The organism is Bacteroides oleiciplenus YIT 12058, assembly GCF_000315485.1.
GTDB lineage: Bacteria > Bacteroidota > Bacteroidia > Bacteroidales > Bacteroidaceae > Bacteroides > Bacteroides oleiciplenus.
In genome coordinates, this window is record NZ_JH992945.1 from 260,376 (window position 1) to 274,205 (window position 13,830).

12 protein-coding genes, 8 tRNA genes and 2 pseudogenes are annotated in these 13,830 nt (G+C 41.0%); all 22 read left to right on the forward strand.

Going from position 1 to position 13,830, the window contains the following annotated elements; translation table 11 throughout:
* Positions 1-102 precede the first annotated feature (102 nt).
* Positions 103-175: transfer RNA gene (locus tag HMPREF9447_RS23735), tRNA-Met, on the forward strand.
* A 65-nt stretch (positions 176-240) separates the two neighbouring features.
* Positions 241-313: transfer RNA gene (locus tag HMPREF9447_RS28620), tRNA-Phe, on the forward strand.
* Between the two features lie 79 nt (positions 314-392).
* Positions 393-465, forward strand: a tRNA-Asn gene (locus HMPREF9447_RS23740).
* 7 nt (positions 466-472) lie between these two features.
* A tRNA-Trp gene (locus tag HMPREF9447_RS23745) sits at positions 473-545 on the forward strand.
* A 5-nt stretch (positions 546-550) separates the two neighbouring features.
* Positions 551-621: transfer RNA gene (locus tag HMPREF9447_RS23750), tRNA-Gln, on the forward strand.
* 5 nt (positions 622-626) lie between these two features.
* Positions 627-698, forward strand: a tRNA-Glu gene (locus HMPREF9447_RS23755).
* Between the two features lie 73 nt (positions 699-771).
* Positions 772-856 (forward strand) — tRNA-Ser (locus tag HMPREF9447_RS28625).
* Positions 857-862: 6 nt separating this feature from the next.
* Positions 863-944: transfer RNA gene (locus tag HMPREF9447_RS23760), tRNA-Tyr, on the forward strand.
* A gap of 93 nt (positions 945-1,037) precedes the next feature.
* The gene (locus HMPREF9447_RS23765) at positions 1,038-1,661 is read left to right on the forward strand and encodes a hypothetical protein (RefSeq protein ID WP_005794419.1); all 624 of its coding nucleotides are present in this window, start codon (positions 1,038-1,040) and stop codon (positions 1,659-1,661) included.
* Positions 1,662-1,688: 27 nt separating this feature from the next.
* Entirely contained in the window at positions 1,689-2,096 is a 408-nt protein-coding gene (locus HMPREF9447_RS23770) for a hypothetical protein (protein WP_244267664.1), read from the forward strand.
* Positions 2,097-2,133: 37 nt separating this feature from the next.
* On the forward strand, positions 2,134-3,327 hold the full coding sequence (locus HMPREF9447_RS23775) for a major capsid protein (RefSeq protein ID WP_005794414.1): 1,194 nt from the start codon (positions 2,134-2,136) through the stop codon (positions 3,325-3,327).
* A gap of 19 nt (positions 3,328-3,346) precedes the next feature.
* Positions 3,347-3,721 (forward strand): hypothetical protein, encoded by a 375-nt coding sequence (locus HMPREF9447_RS23780; protein ID WP_005794411.1) that lies wholly within the window; start codon positions 3,347-3,349, stop codon positions 3,719-3,721.
* Positions 3,722-3,723: 2 nt separating this feature from the next.
* Positions 3,724-4,047, forward strand: coding sequence for a hypothetical protein (locus HMPREF9447_RS23785; protein ID WP_004326777.1), 324 nt, complete (start codon positions 3,724-3,726; stop codon positions 4,045-4,047).
* A 3-nt stretch (positions 4,048-4,050) separates the two neighbouring features.
* Positions 4,051-4,581 (forward strand): hypothetical protein, encoded by a 531-nt coding sequence (locus HMPREF9447_RS23790; RefSeq protein WP_004326776.1) that lies wholly within the window; start codon positions 4,051-4,053, stop codon positions 4,579-4,581.
* A 23-nt stretch (positions 4,582-4,604) separates the two neighbouring features.
* A complete protein-coding gene (locus HMPREF9447_RS23795) occupies positions 4,605-4,973 on the forward strand; it encodes a hypothetical protein (protein ID WP_224205391.1) in 369 nt (122 codons plus the stop codon).
* 23 nt (positions 4,974-4,996) lie between these two features.
* A complete protein-coding gene (locus tag HMPREF9447_RS23800) occupies positions 4,997-5,560 on the forward strand; it encodes a hypothetical protein (RefSeq protein ID WP_004326773.1) in 564 nt (187 codons plus the stop codon).
* Between the two features lie 101 nt (positions 5,561-5,661).
* Complete coding sequence (locus tag HMPREF9447_RS23805) at positions 5,662-6,120, forward strand: hypothetical protein (RefSeq protein WP_004326772.1); 459 nt, start codon at positions 5,662-5,664, stop codon at positions 6,118-6,120.
* A 62-nt stretch (positions 6,121-6,182) separates the two neighbouring features.
* The gene (locus HMPREF9447_RS23810; protein WP_008775833.1) at positions 6,183-6,404 is read left to right on the forward strand and encodes a hypothetical protein; all 222 of its coding nucleotides are present in this window, start codon (positions 6,183-6,185) and stop codon (positions 6,402-6,404) included.
* 17 nt (positions 6,405-6,421) lie between these two features.
* Positions 6,422-11,902, forward strand: coding sequence for a hypothetical protein (locus tag HMPREF9447_RS23815; RefSeq protein ID WP_009132269.1), 5,481 nt, complete (start codon positions 6,422-6,424; stop codon positions 11,900-11,902).
* On the forward strand, positions 11,899-12,411 hold the full coding sequence (locus tag HMPREF9447_RS23820) for a hypothetical protein (protein WP_005794401.1): 513 nt from the start codon (positions 11,899-11,901) through the stop codon (positions 12,409-12,411). Before HMPREF9447_RS23815 ends, HMPREF9447_RS23820 begins: the two co-directional genes overlap by 4 nt.
* Positions 12,412-13,007: 596 nt before the next feature.
* Positions 13,008-13,292, forward strand: a pseudogene (locus HMPREF9447_RS29465) (Rha family transcriptional regulator); the annotation flags it as partial.
* Between the two features lie 96 nt (positions 13,293-13,388).
* Positions 13,389-13,748 (forward strand): annotated as a pseudogene (locus HMPREF9447_RS29470) (phage antirepressor KilAC domain-containing protein); the annotation flags it as partial.
* Positions 13,749-13,830: the final 82 nt, after the last annotated feature.

Sequence of the window (13,830 nt, forward strand, 5' to 3'; positions counted from 1 at the left end):
AGCTATGTCAATGGTGTTGTTATATTGAGAGTGAAGTGTCGTAGATGCAAGAACTACATAAATGTGGATATTGTGGGTACAAAGTAGTTTTCAGGATAATATCGCGGAGTGGAGCAGCTGGTAGCTCGTTGGGATCATAGCCCAAAGGTCATTCGTTCGAGTCGAATCTCCGCAACAATAGTTGGAGTTGCCGCATTGTTTCTCCCTTCGATGTGGCGTATGGGGATAAAGGGAGAATATGGAAAGATGGCAGACGTGGTGTATGCGCCGGACTGAAAATCCGGTTAAGGTGATTCGATTTCATCTCTTTCCACAAAACCTATACGGTGTGGTTCAATTCCCACAGGTACGCTGAAATGGGGTATCGCAGGTTAGGTGAGTATAGGTATATTGTCCGGTTAGCTCAATTGGTAGAGCAATACACTGTTAATGTAAAGGTCGGTAGTTCGATTCTATCACCGGGCGCAATGAAGCGGAGATAGTTCAGTTGGAAGAACGTCAGATTCCAAACCTGATTGTCGGGGGTTCGAGTCCTTCTCTTCGCGCATATTGAGATATGGTGTAATGGCAACACAGCAGATTTTGGTTCTGCTATTCAAGGTTCAAATCCTTGTATCTCAACAAATGGCGTATTCGACTAACGGTTAGGTCGTCACCTTTTCACGGTGGAAACTAGAGTTCGATTCTCTGATACGCTACACAGAATGAATAACGTCCGAAATACAAGGGAAATGCGGTGGTTTCACCGAGACATCTTGTAGGTCGCATATTGGAAGTATGGGTGAGTGAACGATACCACCTCTTTGCTAAAGAGGCAAGCTGAAAGGCTTCGGAGGTTTGAATCCTTCTGCTTCCGCAAAACGGGTAGTTACCGAAGTGGCAAACGGGATAGACTGTAAATCTATTGGCTTTCGTCTTCATTGGTTCGAGTCCAATACTGCCCACTATTAAATGGAAAATAAGACCAAAGAGTCAGATTGATGCAAAAAGCATTGTCTGACTCTTTTTTTATTCAACATAAACACAAAATAAACACGATGGAACAAGAAAAAATCTTATCCACATTAAGTGAGAAACTTGGAGAAACCAGTTTTTCACCGCAGACATTACAGACGTATGTAGAACTTAATCCCATAGCCGAAGGTTCGGAGCCTGACGAGGCTTATTGGAACAAGGCTGTGAATTTTCTGAAAGGGATGCAAGGACAGTACAACCATGATGTCGCAACCAGAGTTGAGGACTTTAAGAAAAACTATAAGCCCCAACCGACTCCCCCGACACCTCCAACTCCACCGGTACCACCGAAAAACGATGATGAACTGGAGAAGAAACTGAAAGAACTGGAAGCACGTTTAGACGCGGAAGACAGCAAAAAGGTTCAAGCTGATTTGTTGAAGAAGGTTACGGCTGCAATGAAGGCCAAACAAGCGAATGATGATTATGTGTTGAGCAAGACCTTACAAGGGGTAACTTTCGATACCAAGAAAACTGTGGATGAACTGGTTACTGAATTTCTGCCGAAATATGATGCAGAATATAAGGCGTGCAGGGGTTATGGCACCGCCCCAAGAACTTCTGACGGTTCAGGTGGAACACAACACAATGCAGCCAGCAGATACTTTGAACGTAAAGGCAAGAAGGAAGGCTGGAAGAAGAATTGAAATTATTAACTCTAAAACAATAAATGTATGGGAACAATGGGTAACACGTTTGATGTGAACACCGTGAAATACGGACATGCCCGTAAAGTGTGGCGTGAAATCCGTCACCGTTATCCGGGCGGTGGTATGGTGAGCAACATTTCCGATTGGGTTGCGGTTGGCAAGATTCCTGCCGGTACAGCTGTGAAGTTTAATCTTTCAGGTAAGACATTCACCGCTTATACGGATGCACAGATCAAGGCGGCTGAATCAGATATTACCACTCTTGGCATTAATGGTTATTTGCAAGAAGATATTCTTGTAGCCAGTGGCAACACAAAGGCCAGTGGGACAGTAGTCTATGCCGGAGAGATTTATCAGTACATGTTTGACGAAGAAGTGGTCGCTATCCTGCAAAAGATTACTACACTTCCTCAAATTGTATGGGTGCAGTAAAAGAATTTGAAAACAACATTTAAAATACGACAATTGTATGAATACACTTCCTATTGATTTGTACAAGGTTATCGAGTATGGGCTTGGTGGGGACACTTGGCAAGAATTTATTGACCGTTACAAGGAGAAGTATGACCTACTTCAAATTGATGGTTTTGAATTTGAAGCAACCAAGTTGGATTATACTTTCTCCCAGCTTATTACGAGCCTCGGCGTGAAAACGCTGCCAGCTTACGTTGATCCGGAAAGTCCGGGTTATGAAGCTGCATTGGGAGAACTCGAAGGAAGGACGGGTAATATCCCGACTCAAAAGAAGTTCTACCGTTTGAACCGTGTGACTGTGAGACAACAATTGCAGCTGTTGCAACGGGTAGGCATGTCCGCATTGACGGAAGAGATGCAGAATGTGTTCTTGGGCTTGCTTGATGAAAGTGCTGACGGTCTTATCGGATCGTACTACAATGCGCTTACTCACCAGCGAATGAGAATTGTTTCCACGGGTAAGTTCACTATTGATACTGATAACAACCCACGTGGTTTGAAGGGTATCACTATTGACTTTAATATCCCTGAAAACCATTATCAAGTATTGGCCGGCACAAGCCGCTGGTGGACTAAGGATGAACATATTCCGGCAAATCAAGGCTCTGCCTCTGATCCGATTATGGATGTAAAGAACAGAGTGAAAGAGATTCGCCGCAAATATCATTATTTGGGCAAGATCAGGATGGAGCTGGCGCAGGACTTATGGGATGATTTAATGACTCATACCACGGTTCTTAAACGTATCGGCCATTCCCTCTATCCGACTGTGACGGATGATAGTACGGTTATTGCCAATGCACAGAATGAAGATGAAGACCGCCTGAAAGCCATTTTCAAGAAACTGGTTAAGGTGGATGAAATCGTGCCACGTGACAGCTATGCTTTTGTTGACAAGCCCGGTAAGGATGCGGACGGACAACCTGATCTTATCACTGAACAAGTGGAGAACTTCAAGGCCACCAATATTGCCTTTATACCAGTAGGTCAGATCGGTACTATTCAAGGTGTGGAGCCTTTGACTTTGGGATATGAGGCAAACAAGGTTGCTTCTTATGACGGTGGACGCTTGAAACTGACACAGAGAGCCAATCCTGAAACACATTCAATCTATATTGAAAGTGAAGCCGCCCAAATGTGTGTGCCGAGAATGCCACAGTATATGTTCATCTCTACTGTAACTGTGTAATTCTTAAATTCATGCAAGAATGAATGAGGAACTTTCTCATACGGAAGATATGACCATTGAGGACTTTTTGAGTGGCGCAACTGCTTATGAAATAGCGGACAACGCCCTCAAAAGGGTTCTTGTCAAGCGGAAAATCGCTTTTGGAACAATGGTAAGTGAACTGACCGAAAGGCAGCTTGATCTTGCCACTGCCGATATTTACATGTGGTGTGCAAGCACTCCAAGCAGTAAGAATGATACCGAAGACAGTGACGGGGGATGGAAGCATAAGGAAGGTGGTTGGCAGACCAGTGCATACGACAAGCGGCAACTCCGTGAAATGGCGAAAGAACTGTATGAGAAATGGGATGAAGAAGTTGTAAAGGGCACTAAAATCAGAATAGTCAATTTTTGAGTATGAAAGTAAATAATCCACGGCATCCGCACAAATGTACTGTTTACCGAATTATAGGTGAGGATTCTTTCAGTGATGGTGAGAAGGTGATCTTGTATGAAGGTATATGCCGAAAGGAAGGTAGTACAAATTTGCGGACATTCAAAACCGATAATGTGATAAAGAGCGATTATCTGTTGAGCCTTCCCGGAATTGTTGAAGGAATATTGGCCGGTGATCTGATAGATGTCACGGACAGACAAGGCACTTTCACTCAATGTATGGTTACTGATAGCTATGCCGGAAATTTGGGAACAACTGTGTATTTCAATCTTGCAAAAAATTAACGCATGGATAACCGGAGCAATGAAGTATTGTTTGATGAAGGAATAAGGAAGGCAAAGGAGCTTGTTTCAGGATATATCTTTGATGTCTTGACTAAATGCTGTGAAGAACTTATCCAAGATGCACTTGATAACAAGTCAGGCTTTCGGAATCTTACGGGTAATACAATAACCAGTTATGCGTGCGGATTATTCATGGACGGTAGATTTTCCTATTTCGTTTGTAGTGGAGATTCAATGAAACAACCGGTGAGAGTAAAGCTGACTAAAGGTGAAACATTTGTAGGTGTCAGTTATGATAATCAGAACAGACGTTTTACTGGAACAATAGAAACTGATAAAGGTTATGGCGAAGCATTCTCCTTTGATTTCTTGAAAAGATATAAGTCGGAATCACGTAAAGGATTTGAGATAGTAATGTGCACGGGTACTGAATATTCAACCTATTTGGAGAATGTGTTGAATGCAGATGTTCTGACCGGAACATTTCAAAGGGCACAAAATACATTATTCAAGAACTTTAAACCAATGAAATGATGGGACGGACAGTTTATAGACGTATGGATATATTAAAACAAATCGCTGATGCAGTAACCGGCATTGGTGAAAAGGTTTTCATAACAGATCGTCCGGCTGCTGAACAAAAGGCGATGAAGGACTTTGTTGTTATCCGGTTGCCACAAACTATCCAAGATAAAGGAAGTACCTACCAAGACACTTACTGTCAGATAAACGTTTTTGCGCATGATCGCTCAAACGGTATTGAGAATACAGTCCGTTTGGATGAAATGCAAATGGAAGTGGTTTCAAAATTTCCAATAGTGACGGAATTGTTTTCAGCTGTAAGTCCACGATTGCTTCCCGGAGGAAATGACGGACTCGGTTTTCATTCCTTAATAATACAAGCGAAGCTAATAATAAACAAATGACACAAACTTAAAAAGATACGATTATGGCAGAGATTTCTATTACTACCAAACTGGAAGAGTTAAAGGTGCTCTTTAATCAGATGAAGGAGGTTTATTATGTGTCCAAAGTCAATAGTGACCTCGCAACTTTAGCGGCTTTTGATATGGAGCTGCCGGTACTCTCTGACGGAGTTACATTTGATACCGGAGCTGCCGATGTTTCCAAGATCAAGTTGACAACTGGAGCAACTTGGACTTCTATTGCTAATGCTGGAGATTCCGATATTCAGTTTCAAGTACCTTCCGTGGCAGGAAAGATCAATGACTTGTTACTGAACAAGAAAGCGGAAACGGTGACTATGACTGCTACCATTGATGGTGAGACTTATGAAGGTGAAGGTTACAATATCGAACCGAAGAAAGTAATCGGAGGACTCTTCATGCGTAGTGAAGACCGTCAAACAGCCTTGTTCTTACCGAATGTTGAGGGGTATAGCAACTTCGTCAGCGAGCAGGATAAGCCGGGGTACTTTAATGTATCTGTTTCTCCGTTGAATGATGCTAAGGGTGCCTCTATTTACATTTTACGTAAAAAAGTGTCCGAATAAAAAACTTAGGATATAACACTTTGCAAAATTCATATCAGCGAAAAGGTGGTGAGCTACTTGATACCGGCCACCACCTTTTTTCGTATAAAACACGATAAAATATGACAAAGAAGAATGACATAACACTTCCTACACCGGAGGATGAAAGGCTATTGAATGATGTGTTGGAAGACAGTGTGGACTATGTGGAAGTCCGAGGAAAGAAATATGGTATTTCATGGCTGAAAAGAGGGACTATACGCAAATTCACCAGTACCATGCAGAAATCGGGAAATGATGATAAGATCAGTTGCCAATGTGCAGCCGCTATCATTTTGAACGGATATTGGAAGATCAAGTTCTTCTATCCTTTCTTGTGGCGATGGTTCTTTTATATCAAACAATATGGAGATCATGAGCTGATGAAGGTTATAGCCGTCGGCAAAAAAAAAATTCCAGTGGAAGACTACTTGACTGCTACCATATATCTGACCGCGATGAAGGACACGATGATGACAATGACAAAAGAGGAAGCAGAGCATATCCTTCACGAACCAGCTACGGACAAACGTGGGAAATAGGCAAGTCCTATCCGTGGCTGACAGAGCCTTTGAGAGTATTTGGGATTCCAATAAGCAAGCCCTTGTTTGGTATTTATTGGGTACTTACAAATGCACAAATTGAACTATTGGCAATGGATGTGTCTATTGTGGTTACAGATTGTGACAAGGACAACAAGGAAAAGAAGCACGATACGAAGAACTTCAAATCCCCTTCCGTAAGCGAAATAGAGGATGCTGCCAAACGCTGGAAAGATAAGTATGGCAATGGAGAAACAGCAATTAACATTAATGATTATAAGTAACACAAACACAATAATATATGGCTGATCTCGGTAATTTATATTTTGATATACTGTTCCGTGATAAGACAGCGGAACAACGTAAAAAATTGAAAGCGGAAATCACCAAAGACTTGCAGGCAAAACTTGATGTGGGTTTTGACAAGAAGAAGTTGGTTGGCGATATGAAGACTTTGCTTCAAAGTGAGAAGTTTAAGATCAATGTGGTAGTGGATAAGGCCAGTACCACACAAGCTGTCCGTGCCGCCTTGCAAGCCGCCGGGTTGAATACAAACTTTACAGCAAGTGATTTACGCGCCGCCAAAGCCGCAGCCATTCAAACCAAAGCGGAGGCTTCTGCCGCAGCTGCACGTGAGCTTGCGCGACAAAGAGCCGCCCGTGCCGCCAAAGCGGAACTGGATTTGGCTAATGCCCGTGAGAGATCAGCCAATGCAGCAAGGCGGCACATGACAGCCACTCTCAATATGAATGGAGCAATGAACAGCCAGTTGAGTATTGTCGGACAATTAAGAAATGAATTTTTGGGGCTATACTCCATTTATGCGGCACAAAATTTCTTACGTGCAGTGGTTGATATTGGTGGTGAGTTGGAGAATCAGAAAATTGCAATGGCCTCTATCTTGCAAGATGAAGGCAAAGCTACAACCATATTCAATCAGATTAAGAAACTGGCTGTTGCTTCTCCGTTCGGGGTTATGGACTTGAATCAGTATGCCAAACAACTTTCCGCGTATTCTATACCATACAATGAATTGTATGATACCATGAAAAGGCTGGCTGATATATCAGCCGGTGTAGGTGTTGATATGGGACGTATCATATTGGCCTACGGTCAGATAAAGGCTGCTAAATTCTTGAAAGGAACGGAATTACGACAATTGACGGAAGCGAACATTCCTATGGTGGATAAACTGGCCGAGCGATTCAGCAAGTTGGAAGGCCGCATTGTCAGTGCCGGTGAAGTGCTTGATATGATCTCGAAAAAGAAGGTTACGTTTGAGGATGTAAAAGATGTTCTTTGGGAACTTACGGATGATGGTGGCATGTTTAATAATATGCAGGAAGTTCTTTCAGAATCAGTTAAGTCCAAATGGAAGAACTTGGCTGATGCGATTGACATTATGCTTGGTGATATTGCGGAGTCAACGGGTAGTACATTGAAATGGACTGCCGAAAGCCTTACCACCCTTGCACAAAATTGGAAAGAAGTTGTACCGGCTATCGAAGCTGCCGTTGGAGCCTTTGGAGTATATAAGGTAGCTACATTTGGCGCAAACCGCTTGATTGGGAATGAAAGTGCGGCTCTTATAAAAAGTACGCTTGCTGCCAAGCAAAAGGCAGCAGCCAATCTTGTTGTCGCATCCAGTTATCGTACACTTACTAATGCGGAAAAAGGACTTATAGCTTCAAGTAATACTATGACAACCGCAGATTGGAAAGCGTTGGCAAGTAGTGGAGCTTTAACTAAGGAGTATGCCTTGCGGTTAATGGCACTTGGAAAATTGAAATCAGGACAAGCCGGTCATATTGTGCAGGTACTTGGTATATCTCGTGCTGAAATGTCGGCTGCACTTTCAACAAGTAAATGGCGTGTAGCCATGATCTCATTGGGTTATGGTATAAAACAAGTAGGAGTTGCATTAAAAGGTTTGCTTTTTAATCCATACATGCTTTTGTTTACTGGGCTTACTGCCATTGCTGAATTATGGTATAAGTCCGGGCAAAAGGCTGACGAAATGAACGAGCGTATTTCCGAGTTGACAACAAGAGCACAAGACGGTTTCAAGAACCTAACGAAAGAAGCTCAAAAATTTGCTGATGTTGATCCTTTTAAGGCGAATGATGCCTCACTGATTGCTTCCATTGAAGAAATGAAAACAGCATTAAAGGATTATTCCCCGGTTTGGGCAGATACTTTTAATGAAACGTTTAAGACTGATGATGAAGGAAATACAGTTAAAAGCCTTGCGGAACAATATATATTGCTTCGGAATGCTTTGGATGATACAAAAGAGGCTTATAGATTGTTGAATGCCATAAGAGGTACATCTGAATATGCGAATGATGCTACTGATGGTTATTTTGACGAAAGCTTTAGTGAAAATATTGAAGACTACATCAAGACAGAGAAGCAGATAGACAAGATTATAGACCGTATGGCTGGTAGCTATATAGAGTATTATACTGCCATGCAGAAAGTTATAGCCAAGTATGATGATTTTGCTAAAGTCGCTTCGGGCAAATCATTGAAAGAGCAGTTGGATATAATCAAAGAATATCCCAAGGCATTAGCCAGTTTGAATAATGAGTTACCTTTCACGGGAGGATATAGGGATGATATTTTTCAGCTGCGGAAGGCATGGAAAAACTCTAAACGTGTTTTTGAGGAAGAAGTATCACCGGATATGCAGAGTTTCATATCTGAATATAAGTCACGATTACAAGCTGCCGGATGGAATTTAGACAATTTGAGTGACGCTCAAAAAATAGCTATCGGTTTGGATATAAGTTCTTTCTTGGATCAATTTAAAGAGATGCCGGTAGATATACGGAATTTTCTTAATGGTGAGATTCTTGAAAAACAATTCAATATTAAGATTAATGCTGAATATACGGAAACTATTCAGAGCTTGTCAGATTTGCAGAAAAAGTTCAATGAAGCCACAGATGGGCAATTTGAAGCTCAAATAAAGGTTTCTACGGATTCAGAGAAAATTATTGAAGGAATACAAAAAGCGTATAAGGAAGCTAAAGAGATAACAAATCAATTGAAGCCGGTATTGATTAAAGCCGGAATAGATTTGTCAGGTATTGGAGCTATTGACTTGTCAAAACTTCCCGACTGGCAGAAGCAAATTGTATCAGATTATAAAAAGGCTTTCGACACAATGCAAGCCGGTGAGAAAGGAGCTAAAGAAATCGGTTTTTCTCTCACTGATCCAAGTAAGGATAAGAGCAAAAAGGATGCCTTCGCTGAAAGATTGAAAGAACGGGTAAACTTACTAAAGGAGGCATATTCTGAATATAAGAAGTGGACTGACATTGTTGGAAAGGGAGAAGCTGCCAATAAGGTTAAAGGATCGGGTATTTTTGACTCCTTATTCAAAGGTAAAGAACCTGTGGATATTGAAAATTATCGGGATGAATTGAATAAGATTCTTAACCAGCTTGACGATAAAACCAAAGAACGTAGGGAATTGAAAGTCTCTATACGGAAAGTACTTCTGGATATTGATGCCAACGCTATGAAAGAAGCTTCGGATAAGGCCGCAAAGGAACTTGAAAGGTACGTGTCTGATGTTTCAAAGAAATGGGATATATACAAGCAGCTTGTCAATGCCGGTGCAAGTAAGAAGGATGCTTCTTTATACGCTTTCGGAGCATTGTCTGAATATGAGAAGAAATCCGAGGAATTAGCTGAAAAGGTAACTAAGAAAATGAAGGATAAAGGGGTATATATACCTTTGACTTTCACCGAACAAGAGGCCACAGAATCACTTGGAGGTAAAGACAGTGTTTTGTATAAACAGTTTTTCAGTGCATGGAAGGAAGCTAAAGAAGCTATTGAAAAAGATAGTTTGGAAGTAAAGCTGAAAGAAGTTACTGCCCTCAACAAATACAAATCTATCGCTGAAAAGATACGGGACTTAAGCGAGAAATATGCTCCCTTAACCGGCACCTTCATTGGTGAAAATAATGAACTTGTTGGGAATGTTGAAGGCATGACTCCCGGACAGAAAGCTCTTTTTACCGAATATAAGGAGGAACTGGCAAAACTAAGGGGACAACTGCTTGAACTTCTTCCGGTATGGGAACAGATATTTGGAGATCAGACCTATAAATCATACGGACAGATACAGCAAGCATCCGATTATGCGCAACAGATTATTGATAATGCTTCTGTAACTAAAAACAAGAATGGAAAGCCAACAGCTTTTACTTCTTGGTATTTGGATGAGAATGGTAAACGGATTGATGTTTCAGGAGAATATTCTCAAATTGAGAAGTTAAAGAAAGCCATACAAGACTTATATAAGGCCGGATTACAGAAGAATCCGTTTGCCACTCTCATAAAAAATATTCGTTCTTTATTCTCCAGTGGAGATAAAGATGAAAAGGGTACCATAGAAAAGATTGCAGCCATAGGAGAAAGTGCCGCTGAAAGTGCTGATCTTGTCGGCAATTTTGCAGGGCAGATGTCTTCCATGTTCGATGCTTTGGGCAATGAGGGTATGGCCGACACGATGGGTAATGTGCAGGATGCCATGTCTTCTATAAGCAATATCGGGCAGGGATTCGCCAAAGGTGGAATAGTTGGTGGTATTGCTGCCGCTGCCGGTGAAGCTGTAAACTGGATTGGGAAGATAGCACAAGCACATGACAAAAAGCTTGATAAGGCTATTGAAAAAAGTAAACTTCGTGCTCAACAGTTGCAGTATATATACGAACAGATTGACGGTATTCTTGAACGTTTCTTGGGCAGTGGCACGGAACTAAAACTTGTAGATGCAGAAAATGACCGTACCCGGTTGAATCAATTAAATAATCAGATTGAGGCAATACGCAATAAGGGGAAGATCAACATCTTCGATTTGATGTCTTTGCAGAAATATAAGCAGGAAGCGGAAAAACTTCAAAAACGTGTTTCGGCATACGATGAAGGCGGTGCATACGGGTATCAACGTGCCTTGATGCAAGAACAACTTTCAGAATTGGAGAAACAGCGGCAAGCCGAAATTGACAAGAAGAAGACGGATGATAGCAAAGTGGCTGATTATGAGAATCAGATTGCGGAGATGAAACAGCAAATAAAGGATTTTGCCGAAGAAACGGCTGAATCTCTTTATGGCATTAATTTGAAAGACTGGGCTTCGCAGTTGGGAGATGCCTTGTATGAGGCATGGCAGAAAGGCGAGGATGGTGCCGAAGCTTTCAAAAATAAGGTTGCCGACATTATGGGTGATGTTATGAACTCCATTCTCAAAATAAGTATTTTGGAACCGGCCATGCAACAGCTTCAAAAGATGCTTTTTGGTGAGGATGGAATGAGTGGTTATTTCGGCAAGGATTTCTCTCTTGACGAAAAGGAGTTGGAAAGTATTGCGGACTATCTAATGGGGGTAAGTGAGAAAACCGATGATTACTATTCCATGCTTGACAAACTGAATAACTATATGGAAAAGAAATATGGTATCAGTATGAAGGAAGAGGAAGAAGACAGTGGAAGTGGTTTATCTAAAGGCATACAGAATGTTACTGAAAATACCGCTAACCTTTTGGCTTCTTATATAAATGCAATCCGGGCTGACGTGAGTGTTAAACGGGAGTATGTGCGCAGATTGGTTGAAGAATTGTTCCCGGCCTATAATGTAATAGCACAAGCACAATTACAACAACTGACAATGATACAGATAAATACAGCAAAGAATGTGGAATTTGTGGAAGAAATCAGGGATATACTACATAGGAATATAAACGGTGTAAACAAGTTTAATATATGATTATGAACAGATTGAATAGTGAATTGAGAGGTCATGCCGTATCGTATGGCCTCTGCACACAATGGCAAGGTGACTGGCAAAACAATAAAAGCCAGCAAGAATTGATCGGAATGTATATACGGGGCATTGATTTTTGTATTGAACACGATTATCCGACGGTGGAATATATAAAAGGCAATTTTGACCGGAGTCTGCTTCATCAAAACCATATTTTTGTTGATGAACCAGTGATCGGAGGCGACAATGGTGTATATGTACTGAACGGTAAATGTTCAGGCAAACTTTCTTTCGGTAAATTTACAGTTGTTACTCTCCATTTGCGGCATGATAGTGAATTGACTCTTGAAGTGGAGGATTGTGCCAAAGTTTTTGTAAGTGTATATGATCGGGCTAAACTACATGTAAGGCAAAGCGATGTGGCTAAAGTTTATGTATATGTTCATGGTGGAAACTGTAAAGTTGAAACCGATGGCAATGTCATGGTAAGATATAAAATGAATGGGGATTAACATGCGTTTTGCAACATCCTTATTTATAGCCTTTTATATTCCTATATTATTTGAACGGTATCATAAATGACAATCAACATCTCGCCACAATACGGTAGATACGCGCATTATTTATATTATGTCTAAATTTTAGAGTAAATATAACTGTTTTTATTTACCGATTCTTACCGTTTGTTACTGATGTTTACCGAATTTATTTTATTGATTTTTAGGTTGTTGTATGGTGAAAATATCGTCTTTATATTTGCGCTGGAAACAATGCTGTAAGGTTCATTACGTGGTTGTCATGAACTGGAGTAAAATATTATAGGGCATTCTCTTTGAGGCAGACAACCACATTAGGCTTCATCGGGATTTGCCCTTTCTCTTTACTATTATGTCAAGCGTGACTATTATATTAAGGAGGGTTCAGTAGGTACGAGTAATGGCGTATTGGGGTTCGATTCCCTGCCTACTACAAGATCGGACAAAATAATTCCCCAAAAGCGGAGATGTCCGAGCCGCTGATGGGGAAAACATTAACTTTATAGTGCAAAGATATGGAAAATTTTAATCAGTTAATACCTATTGATGAGGGAAAAGGTAAAAAAAGAACAATGACCTCCTTGCAGATTGCAGAAATTACGGGCAAAACTCATTCAAATGTAATGCGAGATATTCGCAATATCCTTGAACAACTGGAAGATAGACGACAATTCAGTTTTGAATTATCATCAAGACCTCAACCTATGCCAAACGGTGGAAGCAAAGAAGTGTCTTGTTACATTCTCACCAAAAAGGATTGCCTTCTTCTCGCAAGTGGTTATGATGCAAATTTACGAGCCAAAATTATTAATCGTTGGGAAGAACTTGAAGAAAACAAGCGTGAACTTTCCCGTAAAGACCTTGCTTTGATGGTTCTTCAAGCCGAAGAGGAAAAAGAACGATTGGCTTTGGAAGTACAGAAAAAGGAAGAAGAAAAGCAGGCTATCATAGAGGAAACAAAACCTGCCGTGGTTTTTACAGAATGCGTAAAGAATGCTTCTACCAATATTCTTGTCCGTGACCTTGCCAAACTGATAACCCAAAACGGATATACCATTGGAGAATATCGGTTGTATGATTGGCTTGTGGAAAATAAATATCTTATTCGTCATAAGCGATGGAGCAGGTCAAAGAATAAATATCTATTTGATTACACTCCTACACAAAGAGCTGCGGAAATGAAACTTTTCTTTGTGACGGAGAATGCTATAATGCAGGGCGGTAATCCTACATTCATAAAACATACGTGCTGTGTGACCGGGAAAGGTCAGGTGTATTTTCTAAATAAATTCAAATCTTTAGCGGCGGTATAGTTGGAAATAACAATGAAAGCCAACTTGCGATTCTTATCAATACATAACAAATAAATAGGCTGACTATGAAGCCAGCCTATTT